This window comes from Streptomyces sp. NPDC057302 (assembly GCF_042667685.1).
In the GTDB taxonomy this organism is placed as follows: Bacteria; Actinomycetota; Actinomycetes; order Streptomycetales; family Streptomycetaceae; genus Streptomyces.
In genome coordinates this window covers 125,749-140,022 of sequence record NZ_JBHUZJ010000002.1, presented here as the reverse complement: position 1 = coordinate 140,022, position 14,274 = coordinate 125,749, and the positions used below count along the sequence as shown (strand labels likewise).

Annotated in this window: 14 protein-coding genes; 10 read left to right on the top strand and 4 right to left on the bottom strand. The window is 72.8% G+C overall.

Annotated features, from left to right (window positions below):
• Window position 1 precedes the first annotated feature (1 nt).
• The gene (locus ACFUPX_RS01980; protein ID WP_383314218.1) at window positions 2-469 is read right to left on the bottom strand and encodes a MarR family winged helix-turn-helix transcriptional regulator; all 468 of its coding nucleotides are present in this window, start codon (window positions 467-469) and stop codon (window positions 2-4) included.
• A 204-nt stretch (window positions 470-673) separates the two neighbouring features.
• Here ACFUPX_RS01980 and ACFUPX_RS01975 point away from each other — a divergent pair, with 204 nt between their 5' ends.
• The 8 genes from ACFUPX_RS01975 to ACFUPX_RS01940 all read left to right on the top strand — a co-directional run bounded on the left by ACFUPX_RS01975 (window position 674) and on the right by ACFUPX_RS01940 (window position 9,030).
• Window positions 674-1,456, top strand: coding sequence for a CoA transferase subunit A (locus ACFUPX_RS01975; protein ID WP_383314216.1), 783 nt, complete (start codon window positions 674-676; stop codon window positions 1,454-1,456).
• A complete protein-coding gene (locus ACFUPX_RS01970) occupies window positions 1,456-2,154 on the top strand; it encodes a CoA transferase subunit B (RefSeq protein WP_383314214.1) in 699 nt (232 codons plus the stop codon). Before ACFUPX_RS01975 ends, ACFUPX_RS01970 begins: the two co-directional genes overlap by 1 nt.
• 2 nt (window positions 2,155-2,156) lie before the next feature.
• Window positions 2,157-3,359 carry a thiolase family protein gene (locus tag ACFUPX_RS01965; protein WP_383314847.1) on the top strand — a complete coding sequence of 401 codons (1,203 nt, stop codon included), beginning with the start codon at window positions 2,157-2,159 and terminating at the stop codon, window positions 3,357-3,359.
• Window positions 3,360-3,439: 80 nt separating this feature from the next.
• The gene (gene pcaH, locus ACFUPX_RS01960; protein WP_383314211.1) at window positions 3,440-4,210 is read left to right on the top strand and encodes a protocatechuate 3,4-dioxygenase subunit beta; all 771 of its coding nucleotides are present in this window, start codon (window positions 3,440-3,442) and stop codon (window positions 4,208-4,210) included.
• Window positions 4,210-4,764, top strand: a complete 555-nt coding sequence (gene pcaG, locus ACFUPX_RS01955; RefSeq protein WP_383314208.1) for a protocatechuate 3,4-dioxygenase subunit alpha — start codon at window positions 4,210-4,212, stop codon at window positions 4,762-4,764. Before pcaH ends, pcaG begins: the two co-directional genes overlap by 1 nt.
• Window positions 4,761-6,149, top strand: coding sequence for a 3-carboxy-cis,cis-muconate cycloisomerase (gene pcaB / locus ACFUPX_RS01950; protein WP_383314205.1), 1,389 nt, complete (start codon window positions 4,761-4,763; stop codon window positions 6,147-6,149). The genes pcaG and pcaB overlap by 4 nt, the downstream gene beginning before the upstream one ends.
• Window positions 6,146-7,258, top strand: coding sequence for a 3-oxoadipate enol-lactonase (pcaD, locus tag ACFUPX_RS01945; RefSeq protein WP_383314202.1), 1,113 nt, complete (start codon window positions 6,146-6,148; stop codon window positions 7,256-7,258). Before pcaB ends, pcaD begins: the two co-directional genes overlap by 4 nt.
• Window positions 7,259-7,359: 101 nt before the next feature.
• Window positions 7,360-9,030: a serine/threonine-protein kinase gene (locus ACFUPX_RS01940; RefSeq protein WP_383314199.1), complete on the top strand. Its 1,671-nt coding sequence runs from the start codon at window positions 7,360-7,362 to the stop codon at window positions 9,028-9,030.
• Window positions 9,031-9,062: 32 nt separating this feature from the next.
• Here ACFUPX_RS01940 and ACFUPX_RS01935 read toward each other — a convergent pair whose 3' ends face one another.
• Window positions 9,063-10,079: an alpha/beta fold hydrolase gene (locus ACFUPX_RS01935; protein WP_383314196.1), complete on the bottom strand. Its 1,017-nt coding sequence runs from the start codon at window positions 10,077-10,079 to the stop codon at window positions 9,063-9,065.
• 321 nt (window positions 10,080-10,400) lie between these two features.
• On the opposite strand from ACFUPX_RS01935, the gene ACFUPX_RS01930 reads away from it, so the two are divergent.
• Together ACFUPX_RS01930 and ACFUPX_RS01925 are read left to right on the top strand one after the other, a co-directional pair.
• A complete protein-coding gene (locus ACFUPX_RS01930; RefSeq protein WP_383314194.1) occupies window positions 10,401-10,775 on the top strand; it encodes a hypothetical protein in 375 nt (124 codons plus the stop codon).
• Window positions 10,776-10,909: 134 nt separating this feature from the next.
• A complete protein-coding gene (locus ACFUPX_RS01925) occupies window positions 10,910-12,412 on the top strand; it encodes a SulP family inorganic anion transporter (RefSeq protein WP_383314191.1) in 1,503 nt (500 codons plus the stop codon).
• Window positions 12,413-12,527: 115 nt separating this feature from the next.
• Here the strand turns inward: ACFUPX_RS01925 and ACFUPX_RS01920 are convergent, their stop codons facing one another.
• Window positions 12,528-13,466 (bottom strand): SDR family oxidoreductase, encoded by a 939-nt coding sequence (locus ACFUPX_RS01920; RefSeq protein WP_383314188.1) that lies wholly within the window; start codon window positions 13,464-13,466, stop codon window positions 12,528-12,530.
• A 37-nt stretch (window positions 13,467-13,503) separates the two neighbouring features.
• Window positions 13,504-14,271 (bottom strand): SDR family oxidoreductase, encoded by a 768-nt coding sequence (locus tag ACFUPX_RS01915; RefSeq protein WP_383314186.1) that lies wholly within the window; start codon window positions 14,269-14,271, stop codon window positions 13,504-13,506.
• Window positions 14,272-14,274 lie beyond the last annotated feature (3 nt).

Below are 14,274 nucleotides of genomic sequence, written 5' to 3'. Positions count from 1 at the left end.
CTCAGGGCCTGCCCGCGCCCAGGGATTCCGCGGGATGGCGCAGGTTCTCCGCCGCGTCCGAGACCCGCTGGATCAGGTCGAAGAACACGGTCTGCTCGTCCGCGGAGAGCGGCCCGAGGAAGACCTGGTTCATCCGGGCCGTGCGCACGGTCAGCTTGCGGTGGGTGCGCTTGCCCTCGTCCGTGAGGTGCAGCAGGTACCGGCGGCCGTCCTGCGGGTCGCGCACCTTGTCGAGCAGCTCGCGGCGCATCAGCCGGCTGATGACCTCCGCGATGGTGGACCGGTCCAGGCCCACCCTCTCGCCGACGGTGCGCTGGTCGAGGCCTGGCTCGGCGACGAGCGCGTTCAGGACGGCGAACTGCGGCGAGGTGATCTCCTCGGAGACCATCGTGTTCCAGAGCAGATAGTGCGCCTGCTGGAGCCGCCGGGCCAGGTGCCCGGGGTGGGTGGTCAGGTCCACCGCGGCCATGAGTTCCTCCACTGGCTGTCCGGAGATTATGTAGGTGCACTGAACACTACCCGCCCTTGACGGCCCATGGAACGAATGGCAGCGTAAGTTCAGCCTCGTAAAAATAGTCAGTGCCCTGATTAATGGACGGGCCACGGGCGAGGCACGGTCAGGCGTCGAAGGCCCGGAAGAGGCCGAAGGCCCGGAAGAGATGGGGCAGGGCGGATGGACAAGGTGGTGGCCTCGGCCGCCGACGCGGTGGCGGACGTGCCGGACGGCGCGTCGCTCGCGGTGGGCGGTTTCGGTCTCAGCGGTGTGCCCGGCGTGCTGATCGCGGCGCTGTACGAGGCCGGGGTGTCGGGCCTGCGGGTGGTGTCCAACAACTGCGGGGCGATGGAGTCGGGGCTCGCGGTGCTGCTCTCGGCGGGCCGGATCGCGCGGGTGACCGGTTCGTACATCGGCGCCAACAAGGAGTTCGCCCGCCAGTACCTGGGCGGTGAGCTGGAGGTCGAGATGATCCCGCAGGGCACGCTCGCCGAGCGGCTGCGGGCCGGAGGGTGCGGGATCCCCGCGTTCTACACACCGGCCGGGGTGGGCACCCAGGTCGCCGACGGCGGGCTGCCCTGGCGCTACGACGGCTCGGGCGGGGTGGCGCTCGCCTCGCCGCCCAAGGAGGTGCGGGAGTTCGACGGGGAGGAGTACGTCATGGAGCGGGGCATCCGCACCGACTTCGCGCTGGTGCGGGCCGCCAAGGGCGACCGGCACGGGAACCTCGTGTTCAACAAGTCCACCCGCAACTTCAACCCCCTCGCCGCGATGGCCGGACGGGTCACGATCGCCGAGGTGGAGGAGCTGGTGGAGCCGGGCGAGATCGACCCCGACGCGGTGCATCTGCCGGGGATCTACGTCCAGCGGGTCCTCGCCCTCACCCCTTCCCAGGCGGCGGACAAGCAGATCGAACGGCGCACGGTCTCCGCGCCCGCGACACGAGGGACGGAGAGCGACTGATGGCCTGGACCCGTGAACAGATGGCCGCCCGCGCCGCACGCGAGCTGCGCGACGGCCAGTACGTGAACCTGGGCATCGGACTGCCCACCCTGATCCCCAACTACCTCCCCGAGGGCGTCGAGGTGGTCCTGGAATCGGAGAACGGCATCCTCGGCGTGGGCCCCTACCCCACCGAAGCCGAGGTGGACCCGGACCTGATCAACGCGGGCAAGGAGACGGTCACCGTCCGCCCCGGCGCCTCGTACTTCGACTCCGCGCTGTCGTTCGGGATGATCCGCGGCGGCCACATCGACGTCGCGGTGCTCGGCGCGATGCAGGTCTCCGCGCGCGGGGACCTGGCCAACTGGGCGATCCCCGGCAAGATGATCACGGGGATCGGCGGCGCGATGGACCTGGTGCACGGGGCCCGCACGGTGATCGTGGCCATGACGCACACCGCCAAGGACGGCTCCCCCAAGATCCTCCAGGAGTGCGCGCTGCCGCTGACCGGCCGGGCCTGCGTGAACCGGATCATCACCGACCTCTGCGTCCTTGACGTCACCGAAACCGGCCTGGACCTGGTCGAGTTGGCGCCCGGCGTCACCGCGGAGGAGGTCGTCGCCAAGACCGCGGCCAAGGTCCACGTCCCCGAATCCGTCCCTGTCATCGCCACCACCACAGCCACCACCACGGCCACCGCTGAAGGATCCCCGTCATGAGTCTGCGTGACGTCTACATCGTCGACGCCGTACGCACCCCCGTCGGCAAGTACGACGGCGCGCTCGCGGGCGTCCGCCCGGACGACCTCGGCGCGCACGTCATCCGCGAACTCCTCGCCCGTACACCGGACCTGGACCCGTCCCGGATCGGCGACGTCTACTTCGGCAACGCCAACGGAGCGGGCGAGGAGAACCGCAACGTCGGCCGCATGGCCACCCTGCTCGCGGGCCTGCCCGTGACGGTGCCCGGCGTGAGCGTCAACCGGCTCTGCGCCTCCGGGCTCGAAGCCGTGATCCAGGCCGCGCGGGCCATCGCGCTCGGCGACATCTCCATCGCCCTGGCCGGCGGCGTCGAGTCGATGACCCGCGCCCCCTACGTCCTGCCGAAGAACGACCGGCCCTTCCCCGCCGGGCACACGGAGCTGTACTCCACCACTCTGGGCTGGCGCATGGTCAACCCCAAGATGGAGCCGCAGTGGACGGTGCCGCTGGGCGAGAGCGCCGAACTCGTCGCGGACAAGCACGGGATCACGCGCGAGCAGCAGGACGCGTACGCGCTCGCCTCGCACCGCAAGGCGGCACAGGCCTGGCAGGACGGCCTCTTCGACGCGGAGGTCGTGCCGGTCGCCGTCCCACGGCGCAAGGGTGACCCCGTCCCCTTCGAGCGCGACGAGTGCGTGCGCGCCGATGCCTCCCTGGAGACCATGGCCAAGCTGAAGCCGTCCTTCCGCGACTCCGGAGGCACGGTCACGCCCGGCAACGCCTCCCCGCTCAACGACGGCGCCGCCGCGCTGCTCCTGGTCGACGAGGAGGGCCTGCGGGCGACGGGCCGCGAACCCCTCGCGCGTGTCTCGGCGTCCGCCGTCCGCGCGATCGAACCGCACTACTTCGGGCTCGCGCCGGTGGAGGCCGTCAACGGCGCACTGGCGAAGGCGGGCAGGTCCTTCGGCGATCTCAGCACGCTGGAGCTCAACGAGGCTTTCGCCGCCCAGGTGTTGGGGTGCGTGGCCGAATGGCCGGACCTCGATCCGGCCGTCCTGAACCCGCAGGGCGGCGCCATCGCGCTCGGCCATCCGCTCGGTGCGTCCGGCGCGCGGCTCGCGGGCACGGTCGCCCACCAGCTCGCCCGGCGCGGCTCGGGCACGGGCGTGGCCACCCTCTGCATCGGCGTCGGCCAGGGCCTGGCCCTGGTGCTCGAACGCTGACCCGTTCCGTCCTTCGTCAAAGCCCAGCAGCCGTCAAAGCCCAGCAGCACGCCGTACCCACGCTCACGGAGCCGAGAGACATGACCCTCACCGAACCCCTGCCCGACGGGCTCAGCCAGCAGGAGATAGACACGGAGGTCGCCAAGGCGCAGGCCGCCGCGGCGCCCTCCGATCACCCGCCGCGCGACTATCCCCCGTACCGCAGCAGCCACTTCCGCCACCCCAAGCAGCCGCTCATCCCCCTGCGGGACCCGGAGGCGGTGGAGCTGAGCGGCCCCGCGTTCGGCGTCACCGACATCACCGCGCTCGACCGCGATCTGACCCGCCAGCACCTGGGCGAGCCGCTCGGCGAGCGGATCACCGTGTCCGGCCGCGTCCTCGATCGCGAAGGGCGCCCGGTGCGCGGCCAGTTGGTCGAGCTGTGGCAGGCCAACGCGTCCGGCAGGTACGCCCACCAGCTCGACCAGCATCCGGCGCCGCTCGACCCGAACTTCACGGGCTTCGGCCGCTGCCTGACCGACGACGAGGGAACGTACTCCTTCACGACGATCAAGCCGGGCGCGTACCCGTGGCGCAACCACGTCAACGCGTGGCGTCCCGCGCACATCCACTTCTCGCTCTTCGGCACCGCGTTCACCCAGCGCCTGGTGACGCAGATGTACTTCCCCGGCGACCCGCTGTTCGCCTACGACCCGGTCCTGCGCTCGGTCACCGACGAGTCGGCACGGGCCCGCCTGGTCTGCGCCTACGACCACGCTCTCTCCGCCCCCGAGTGGTCGCTCGGCTACCGCTGGGACATCGTCCTGGACGGTCCGTCCGCCACGCTCTTCGAGGAAGGCGCCCCGCTCTGATGCCGCACGCTCCCACTCCCTCCCAGACGGTCGGCCCCTTCTACGGCTACGCGCTGCCCTTCCCCCTGGGCGGCGAGGTCGCCCCGGCGGGCCATCCGGAAACGATCACCCTGCACGGGTACGTGTACGACGGCGCGGGAAACCCCGTGCCCGACGCCCTCATCGAGACCTGGCAGCCCGCGCCCGACGGCTCCCGCACCGGCGCGCCGGGATCGCTGCGGCACGACCCGGTCACGGGCGAGGTCATCGGCCGTGACGGCCTCGTGTTCACCGGGTTCGGCCGCGTCCCGACCGACGCGGACGGCCACTGGACTCTCCGTACGCTTCCGCCGGGCGGGGTCTCGTACATCGCGGTCGCGGTCTTCGCGCGCGGTCTGCTCCACCACCTGTACACGCGCGCCTACCTGGTCGACGAGCCCGGCGACCCGCTCCTCGGCTCCCTCGACCCGGCGCGGCGCACGACGCTGATCGCCCATCCAGAGGCGAGCCACACGTACCGTTTCGACATCCGCCTTCAGGGCGAGGGCGAAACGGTGTTCCTGGAGTTCCAGTGAGTCGTGAAGGTACGGACGTCGGCCTGCTCGCCCCCGGGCGGGCAGGCTCCCCGGCAGAGGAAGCGACGGGCGACACCGCCTTTCTCCAGGCGATGCTGGACGCGGAGGCGGCGCTGACGCGGGCCCAGGCGACGGCGGGTCTGGCACCGGCGGAGGCGGCGAAGGCGGTCACCGCGGCGGCCCGCGCCGATCACTTCGACGTACGCGACATCGCGCTGCGCGCGCGGGCCGGCGGCAATCCGGTGATCCCGCTGGTCGCGGACCTGACGGCGGCGGTGCCCGCGCAGGCCGCGCCGTACGTCCACCGGGGAGCGACGAGCCAGGACATCATGGACACGGCGATGATGCTGATCGCGCGGCGCACGCTGGACCTGATCCTGACGGACCTGGCCCACACGGAGACCTCCCTCGCCCGCCTCGCGTCGGAACACCGGGACACGGCGATGCCGGGCCGCACCCTGACCCAGCACGCGGTCCCGACGACGTTCGGCCTCAAAGCGGCGGGCTGGCGCGCGCTCGTCCTCGACGCGCGGGACAGGGTGCGGGCGGTGCGCGACGCGCTTCCCGCGCAACTGGGGGGCGCCGCGGGAACGTTGGCGGCTTTTGGGGCGTACGGGGGTAGCGCGAGGGCGGTGGAGACGAGCGCGCACGTCGCGAAGGCGTTCCACGCCGCCGGTGGCCAAGGGGAGTTGCTTGTTTCGGCATACGCCCAGCAGGTGGAGCTGGCCGTGCCCGTCCTGCCGTGGCACACCCTGCGGACCCCGGTCGCCGATCTCGCCGCGGCGCTCGCGTTCACCGCGGGGGCCCTGGGCAAGGCGGCCACGGACGTCCTCACCCTCAGCCGGACAGAGCTCGGTGAACTCTCCGAGGGAGCGGGCGGCGGTTCCTCCGCCATGCCGCACAAGGCGAACCCCGTCCGCTCCACCCTCATCGCGGCCGCGGCCCGCCGCGCCCCCGGCCTCGCAGCGACGCTCCACGCGTCGATGGCCGCCGAGGACGAGCGCCCGGCCGGAGCCTGGCACGCGGAGTGGGAGTCCCTGCGCGACCTCCTGCGCACGGTCGGCGGCGCGAGCCACGACGCCGTGGAGCTCACCGGGAACCTCCGGGTCCACCCGGAGCCGATGCGTCAACACCTCACCCTCACCCACGGGTTGATCGTCTCCGAACGGCTCACGGCGGAGCTGACCCCTCTCCTGGGCCGGGCCCGCGCGAAGGAGCTCCTCACGTCGGCGGCCCGCCGCACCCGCGACGAGGGCAGGCCCCTCGCGGACGTCCTCGCCGAAGAGCCCGATCTCGCGGGCCTGGACCTCACCGACCTCACCGACCCCGCCCGTTACACCGGCTCCGCCGGAGCCCTGACGGACCGAGCCCTGGAGCGACGATGACCGGCAAGCTGCCGCACCACACCACCGAAGGCGCCCCGACCGCGCCCCCTCTCCTGCTCGGCTCGTCCATCGCCACCTCCACCGCCCTGTGGGACGCCGTGGCGCCCGAACTCTCCACCACCCACCGGGTCATTCGCTGGGACCTGCCCGGCCACGGCAAGTCCCCCGCCGACCTGATCGGCCCGGGAGCCACCGTCGCCGATCTGGCCGCGCTCGTCCTCGCGCTCGCCGACTCCCTCGGCATCGACCGGTTCGCGTACGCGGGCGTCTCCCTCGGCGGGGCCGTCGGCCTGCACCTGGCCGCGCACCACCCGCAGCGGGTGGAGAGCCTCGCCGTGATCTGCTCGTCGGCGCACTTCGGCGGCAGCGCCCGCTGGGAGGAGCGCGCGGCGCTCGTGCGCCGCGAAGGCCTGGCCGACCTCGTCCGGAGCGCGCCGGAGCGCTGGTTCACCCCCGGGTTCACCGTCCCCCGCCTGGTGGACGACCACCGGGACACCGACCCCGACGCGTACGCCGCATGCTGCGACGCGCTGGCCGCGTACGACAGCAGGGAAGCGCTCGGCACGATCACCGCGCCCACGCTCGTCCTCGCGGGCCGCGAGGATCCGGCGACGCCGCCCGCCCACGCCCGCGAGATCGCCGACGCCGTGCCTGGCGCATCCCTCACGGAGCTGGCCGGAGCCGCGCATCTGGCGCCCGCCGAGCGTCCGGAGGCCGTGATCGCCGCGCTGCGCACGCACTTGGGCGGAGCTGCCGCGAGCGGGATGGGCGTGCGGCGCGCGGTCCTCGGCGACGCGCACGTGGACCGCGCACAGGAGAACACCACGCCCTTCACGGCCCGCTTCCAGGACTTCATCTCCCGCTACGCCTGGGGCGAGATCTGGACCGACCCCACCCTCGCGCACCGCGAACGCAGCATGATCACCATGACCGCCCTGGTCGCGCACGGGCACTACGACGAGCTGGCCATGCATGTCCGCGCGGCCCGCCGCAACGGACTCACGCCCGAGGAGATCGGAGCGGTGCTGCTCCAGACGGCCGTCTACTGCGGTGTCCCCGCGGCCAATTCGGCGTTCGCGGTGGCACAGCGGGTCCTCGCGGAGGAGTGAGGGCGGAGTAGGAGCCCCGAGCACCCTTTAGGCTGCTGCTGATCAGGGGTCATGGGGATCAGGGGATCCGGGGTTCTGGGGATCTGGGGGGACGAGGGCCGATGAGCTACGCGACTGAGGTGTTCCAGCCGTTGCAGGCGGACGATCCGCCGATGGTGGCGGGGTACCGTATCGCCGCCCGGATCGGCTCGGGAGGCATGGGCCGCGTCTACCTGTCGCACACGCAGGGCGGCCGACCGCTCGCGATCAAGGTGGTGCGGCCCGAGCTTGCCGACGACCCGGCCTTCCGGCGGCGGTTCGGCCGGGAGATAACGGCGGCCCAGCGGGTCCGTGGCGCCTACACGGCCGAGTTGATCGACGCGGACGCGGACGGCGTACCGCCCTGGCTGGCCACGCTGTACGTGCCGGGGCCCTCGCTGTCGGAAGCCGTCGCCCGCAGCGGACCGCTGCCCGTACCGGCGGTGCTGTGGCTGATGGCGGGGGTCGCCGAGGCGCTGCAGGCCATCCACGGCGCGGGGATCGTGCACCGGGACCTGAAGCCGTCGAACGTGCTGCTGGCCGCCGACGGACCGCGCGTGATCGACTTCGGCATCTCCCTGACCTCCAGCCTCACCTCCCCGCACACCGTCACGGGCACGGTCGCGGGAACGCCCCAGTACATGGCCCCCGAGCAGGCCTCCGCGGGCGAGGTCACGGCGGCCACCGACGTCTTCGCACTCGGCCAGATGGCGGCGTTCGCGGCGCTGGGCGAGCCGCTGTACGGGGACGGGCCCTCGGTCAGCGTGCTGTACCGGATCGTGCACTCCGAGCCCGACCTGTCCCTTCTGCCCGCCCAGCTGCGGCCGTTGTTCGCCCGGTGCCTGGCCGCCGACCCGGCGCGGCGGGCCTCCCTGGCGGAGATCGTCGACTGGTGCAGGCAGCGGCTCGGCCGGGACGCCGACTCGGGCGCGGGGCCCGCCGTCTGGCGGGAGATCACGGGTCCTGAGGTGTCGGTACCGGCTCCGGTCCCGCACCCCACGCGGGTGCACACGCAGCCGTTGTTCGCGCCGCCGCAGCCGACCGTGCCCATGCGGGACGACGAGCGGCGGGCCCGCCGAAGACGCAACGCGCTCGTCACGGCCGTGGTGACGGGCAGTGCGCTGCTGGTGATGGGCCTGACGTGGACGGTCATGGACGCGACGGATCTGCTGCGGCATCGGGACACGTCGTCGAAGTCCGGTGCGGCGGCGTCCGAGCGGTCGGGGTCCGGGGCCGGGGAGGCTTCCGGGGGGACTTCGGGGGACGGGGAGAGGTCGTCGACCGGCGAGGGTTCGGGGGCCGGCGACAAGAGCGACGGGGCTGCAGGCGCCTCGCGCCCCTCCTCAGGCTCTTCGTCGACCGCGAGCACCCCGCCGAGGGCCGTCGCGTACCCCCAGGAGTGGTTCGACGAGAAGAACTCCGTGAGCCTCAGGGAGCCGGTGGACCGCAAGGACCGCAAGGGCGACATCCGCTTCGTCTGCGGTGAGAACAGCTGTGCGCTGGAGAGCGACAAGAGCGTGATCACCCTGCTGTACGGCAAGCCGGGAGCCACCCTCGACACGTGCCGCACCATCCTCAAGGGCGCCGACAGCCACGACCTCCCGCTCGCCGCGGTGGCGGCCGGCAGCGAGATCTGCGTGAAGAACCCCTCCGGAGACATCGCCCTGCTCGTGGTCCAGGTGAAGTCGACCGCGCTGCCGAACGGCGGGTTCAGCTTCCTGAGCGCGGACATGACGGTCTGGCGGGCTGCATAGAACTGGCGGACTCCAAGCGCCCGTAGAACCGGCTAGGTGGCGCTGCGCTCGCTCGCCTCCCGATAGCGCCGCTCCATCGCGTCGAGGTAGGCGTCGTCCCCCGGACGCCCCGCCCGCAGCAGCCGCCACCACTGGTCGATGCTCCAATTGGCCGGTTCCGTCGCCCCGATGAACTCCTCGACGAGCGAGAGGAAGCGCGCGGGATCGGCGTGAAAGGGGAAGTGCCCGGCGCCCGGGAAGATTTCGAGGCGGCTGCCGGGCATCGCCTCGTGCGCGGTGAACGCGTGGTCGACCGGCAGGACGCCGTCCCGGTCGCCCCAGACGACGAGCGTGGGCATGCCCTGGGCGAGGTAGCAGCGGTCCAGCATGGTGACCACCTGGCCGCGCCAGTCGACGACGGACCGCAGGGTGCGGATGAACGCGGCCCGCGCCCACACGTCCGGCAGCGCGTCGACCAGGCCCATCAGTTCCGGCGCGTCCCGCCCCAGCGGGGTGTCGAAGAGCCGGAGCAGCGCGACCACCGCCCGCACCGGCACATCGGCGCCCGGCAGTTCGAGCAGGGAGAGCAGCAGCGCGGCGCCGGGCAGCGAGACGCCCCGCAGGACGGGGGTGACCTGCGGGCCGACGCCTCCCGTGCTCACCAGGACGAGCCGGTCGACGCGTTCGGGGAACTGGTAGGCGAACTGCATCGCGACACCGCCGCCGAACGAGTGCCCGACGAGGGTCACGCGCTCGACGCCCAGTACGCCGAGCAGGTCGCGGACTCCGTTGGCGTACGCGGCCACCGAGTAGTCGGCGCGCGGCTTCTCGGACGCGCCGTGCCCGAGCAGGTCGGGGGCGATGACCGTGTGGCTGCGGGCCAGTTGGGCAATGAGCGGGGACCACGTCGCCGATGAGTCGCCGATGCCGTGGATCAGCAGAATCGCCGGTCCCTCGCCCGCGACGCGGTACGCGCGCCGGTAGCCGTGCACGGTCCGGAACCGCAGGCAGGCCCCGCTCTCGTCGTCGGTGGGAAGCCGCCTGGGCTGGAAGGGCAGGATCCGCGCCATGGGCCGGAGTGTAGGCGGGCGGCGCGTTCGGGTGGTTTCGGAGGGGTTTCGGGTGGCGCAATACGGGCGACGCGCTACGGGCGGCTCTTGCTGCGCCGCCGCGTCGCTACTCGGCCGCGTAGCACCCGAGGAACATGTCGACGCCGGGCGGGGCCCGCACGCCCCGCCCGAGCACTCCACTCGAGCGAACGCGCCACGTACGCGTGATCGAAGGGTGGCTGTCGCACCATGTCGCCACTTGGTCACCCAAGTGACACATCTGGCGGGTTAAGTTACTTGGTGACCATGCGAGTTACGCGGCCACGTGAGGACTTTGCCACCGTGACGGAACCCGGAGTGCACAGGCGGGTGCTGCCCGCGGCGCTGCTCGCCGTGCTCCTGGTGACCGTCCAGTTCTTCGCCCACGGGGTCAACGAACCCGTGTCCGGCGCGGCGTCCCGCATGCCGCCGGCCACGGCTCCGTACGCGCAGTGCGGCGAGGACACGCATCCGGCCGAGTCCGCCGAGCGCTTCCGGGCCCGCGGCAGGGCGCACTGCCGCGACCTCGTCCCCGACACCGCCCCGCGTCTCCCCGCCCACGCGGTCACGGCCGCGGACGACGCCACGTCCGCGCGGCGCTCCGTCGCCGCCGCCCACCGCGAGACGAGACCCGCGGGCCGCGAACTGCCACCCCTGTTGCAGGTCTTCCGCTGCTGACCGGGCCCTCCGGCACGGCCATGCCGCCGGGCCTCCCGTCAGGCCCTCTGTCTGACGCGCCCGTCGGCCGACCGGACCCGGACACCGGTCCATGTCACACCGACGCGCCCCCACGGCGCTCAGGAGTCCACCGCATGCAGCCTCCCCCTGCCTCCGTACGCGACCGCGCCCGCTCCCTGCTCCGCCCACCCGAAGGCGTGCGGCGCGATGTCACCGCCTCCGTAGTCGTCTTCCTCGTCGCCCTGCCCTTGTGCGTGGGCGTGGCCGTCGCCTCCGGGGCGTCCGCCGAACTCGGTTTGATCACCGGCGTCGTCGGCGGTCTCGTCACGGGCCTGCTGCCCGGCAGCAGCCTCCAGGTCAGCGGTCCCGCCGCGGGCCTCACCGTCCTCGTCTACGAAGCCGTGCAGACGTACGGCCTCCCGGCGCTCGGCGCCCTCGTGCTCGCCGCCGGGATCCTCCAGCTGGCCATGGGCGCCCTGCGGCTCGGGCGCTTCTTCCGGGCCATCTCCGTGGCCGTCGTCGAGGGCATGCTCGCCGGCATCGGACTCGTCCTGATCGCCGGGCAGTTGTATGCCATGGCGGACCGCGAAGCCCCGGCCGGCGGCCTCGCCAAGATCACCGGGCTGCCGGGGCTGCTCACCGATATCGTCGGCTCGGAGCGCTCGCTGACCGCCTTCGGGATCGGCGCGGGCAGCATCGCCGTCCTCGTACTGTGGCGCAGGCTCCCCGCGAAGCTCCGCGCGGTGCCCGCACAACTCGCCGCCGTGGTGCTCGCGTCGGGCGTCACCATGCTCTTCTCCCTGCCGGTGGCCACGGTCGAGGTACAGGGGCTCATCGAGGCGGTGCGGGTGCCGGACGCCGCCGTGTTCGGGGAGCTGATGACCCTCGGAGCCGTCGGCACCGTCCTGGCGTTCGCCCTGATCGCGTCGGCGGAGAGCCTGTTCAGCGCGGCCGCGGTGGACCGTATGCACGACGGTCCGCGCACGTCGTACGACAAGGAACTGATCGCGCAGGGCGCGGGCAACACCGTGTGCGGGCTGCTCGGCGCCCTGCCGATGACCGCCGTCATCGTCCGCAGCTCGGCCAACGTCCGGGCGGGCGCGCGGACGAAGGCATCCCGCGTCCTGCACGGCGTCTGGCTGCTCCTCTTCGCGGCGCTGCTGCCCGCCGCGCTCGGCCTCATCCCGGTCGCCGCGCTCGCGGGCGTCCTCGTGCACGCGGGCTGCAAACTCGTCCCCGTACGGCAGTTGGCCGAGCTGTGGCGCGAACACCGCGGTGAAGCGGTCGTCCTGGTCGTAACGGCCGCGGCGATCGTCACGGTGAGCATGTTCGAAGGCGTGCTGATCGGCCTCGCCCTCGCCGTCATGAAGACCGCCTGGGAGACGTCGCACGTGCATGTGGAGGTCGTCGACAAGGGCGCGGGCCCGATCCGCGTCCACCTGACGGGCAACGCCACGTTCCTGCGCCTGCCCAAGCTCCTGGACGCGCTCGAAGCGCTGCCGCAGGACCGCCTGATCGATCTGGACCTCACGGACCTGCGCCACGTGGACCACGCGTGCCGTACGTCGCTGGAGAACTGGGCGGCGCGGCACAGCGCGGAGGGCACGGGTCCGGTGCGCGTGGCCCCCGGGAGCTGACGGCTCACCTCATACGCCGGACGGTCCGCGACAGGGCCCGTCCGGCGGGGTGCGCGTCTCCCGCCGCCCGTCCGACGGAGCGCGCACACCTCCCGCCGTCCAGCGGGCAAGCGCGCTACCTGGCCCCGTACACCGGCTGGGGCACCTGCGCCCCGGCGATCAGCTTCAGCGCCGCTTCGCCCGCCTCCGCCGGGGTCCAGCGGGCGCCCTTGTCGGCGGTGGGGCCCGGTCGCCAGCCCTCCATGACCGTGATGCGGCCCGCCTCCGCTTCGAAGACGCGGCCCGTGACGCCGGTGGACGCCTCCGAGCCGAGCCAGACCACGACCGGTGACACGTTCTCCGGAGCCATCGCGTCGAAGCCTCCCTCCTCGGGGGCGGCCATCGTCTCCGCGAAGGTCTGCTCCGTCATACGGGTCCGCGCGGCGGGCGCGATCGCGTTGACCCGCACTCCGTAGGAGGCGAATTCGGCCGACGCGACCATCGTGAGCCCGAGGATCCCGGCTTTCGCAGCGCTGTAGTTGCCCTGCCCTACACTCCCCAAAAGGCCCGCACCTGAGCTGGTGTTGACCACGCACGCGTGCCGCGCCCGTCCCGCCTTCGCCTCGCCACGCCAGTACGCGGCCGCGTGCTTCAGGGGCAGGAAGTGACCCTTCAGATGGACGCGCATCACCGCGTCCCAGTCGTCCTCGTCGAGGTTGACCAGCATCCGGTCCCGCAGGAACCCCGCGTTGTTGACGAGGGTGTCGAGCCGTCCGAACGTGTCGAGCGCGGCCCGCACCAGGGAAGCGGCGCCCTCGGACGTGGCGATGTCGCCGCCGTGCGCGACCGCCTCGCCACCCGCGTCGCGGATCTCCGCCACGACATCGTGCGCGGGCCCACCGGACGCTCCGGAGCCGTCGGGCCCCACACCGAGGTCGTTCACCACGACCTTGGCGCCCTCGGCGGCGTACGCGCGCGCGTGCGCCCGGCCCAGGCCGCGGCCCGCGCCCGTGACGATCACGACGCGGCCCGCGCAGAGACCCGTGCCCGGCTGCTGCTTGTCGGCTGAGGTCATACGAACTCCTCGCTCATGCGGAACTCCTCGTTTGCGTTCAGCGGTTGACGGAAGCGGCGTCCAGGAAGGCGGGGCGTTCGCCGCCCCCGTGCAGGTGCAGTGCGGCGCCGCTGATGTAGCGCGCGCTGTCGGAGGCGAGGAAGACGCACGCGTCCCCGACGTCCGAGGGATCGGCGAGGCGCCCGAGCGGGACGGTGCGCGCGACCTGCGCGATACCTTCCTCGTCGCCGTAGTGCAGATGGGCGCTCTCGGTGCGGGCGAGGCCGAGCACGACGGTGTTCACGCGCACCTTCGGGGCCCACTCGACGGCCATCGTGCGCGCGAGGTTCTCCAGGCCCGCCTTGGCCGCGCCATAGGCGCCGCTGCCGGGTGAGGGCCGGGAGCCGCTCACGCTCCCGATCATGGTGATGCTGCCCGCGCCCGCCTCCTGACCCCGCATCACCTCGTACGCCGCCAAGGACGCGTACAGCGGGGCCAGCAGGTTCAGTTCGACGATCTTGGCCTGGCGGGCGGGGGCCGACTCGGCGAGCAGCCCGAAGGGGGTGCCGCCCGCGTTGTTCACCAGGGCGTCCAACCGGCCGTGATCGGCGGCCACACCGGCGAAGAACGCGTGCGCCGCTTCGGCGTCGCGCAGGTCGAGGGGCCTGAACTCGGCCGCGGTACCCGCCGCTTCGACCGGGCGGTCCGGCGGCCTGCGGGCGCAGACGACGACCCGCGCACCGGCGGCGAGGAAGCTGCGGGCGATACCGGCGCCGACGCCTCGGGTGCCGCCGGTGACGACCACCACCTGTTGGGTGTCAGTCATCGC

What these genes read in the sequence shown, in the direction of transcription:
- ACFUPX_RS01980 (WP_383314218.1), bottom strand. Translation starts at nt 469, where the DNA reads ATGGCCGCGGTGGACCTGACCACCCACCCCGGGCACCTGGCCCGGCGG.
- ACFUPX_RS01975 (WP_383314216.1), top strand. Translation starts at nt 674, where the DNA reads ATGGACAAGGTGGTGGCCTCGGCCGCCGACGCGGTGGCGGACGTGCCG.
- ACFUPX_RS01970 (WP_383314214.1), top strand. Translation starts at nt 1,456, where the DNA reads ATGGCCTGGACCCGTGAACAGATGGCCGCCCGCGCCGCACGCGAGCTG.
- pcaH (WP_383314211.1), top strand. Translation starts at nt 3,440, where the DNA reads ATGACCCTCACCGAACCCCTGCCCGACGGGCTCAGCCAGCAGGAGATA.
- pcaG (WP_383314208.1), top strand. Translation starts at nt 4,210, where the DNA reads ATGCCGCACGCTCCCACTCCCTCCCAGACGGTCGGCCCCTTCTACGGC.
- pcaD (WP_383314202.1), top strand. Translation starts at nt 6,146, where the DNA reads ATGACCGGCAAGCTGCCGCACCACACCACCGAAGGCGCCCCGACCGCG.
- ACFUPX_RS01940 (WP_383314199.1), top strand. Translation starts at nt 7,360, where the DNA reads ATGAGCTACGCGACTGAGGTGTTCCAGCCGTTGCAGGCGGACGATCCG.
- ACFUPX_RS01935 (WP_383314196.1), bottom strand. Translation starts at nt 10,079, where the DNA reads ATGGCGCGGATCCTGCCCTTCCAGCCCAGGCGGCTTCCCACCGACGAC.
- ACFUPX_RS01925 (WP_383314191.1), top strand. Translation starts at nt 10,910, where the DNA reads ATGCAGCCTCCCCCTGCCTCCGTACGCGACCGCGCCCGCTCCCTGCTC.
- ACFUPX_RS01920 (WP_383314188.1), bottom strand. Translation starts at nt 13,466, where the DNA reads ATGACCTCAGCCGACAAGCAGCAGCCGGGCACGGGTCTCTGCGCGGGC.
- ACFUPX_RS01915 (WP_383314186.1), bottom strand. Translation starts at nt 14,271, where the DNA reads ATGACTGACACCCAACAGGTGGTGGTCGTCACCGGCGGCACCCGAGGC.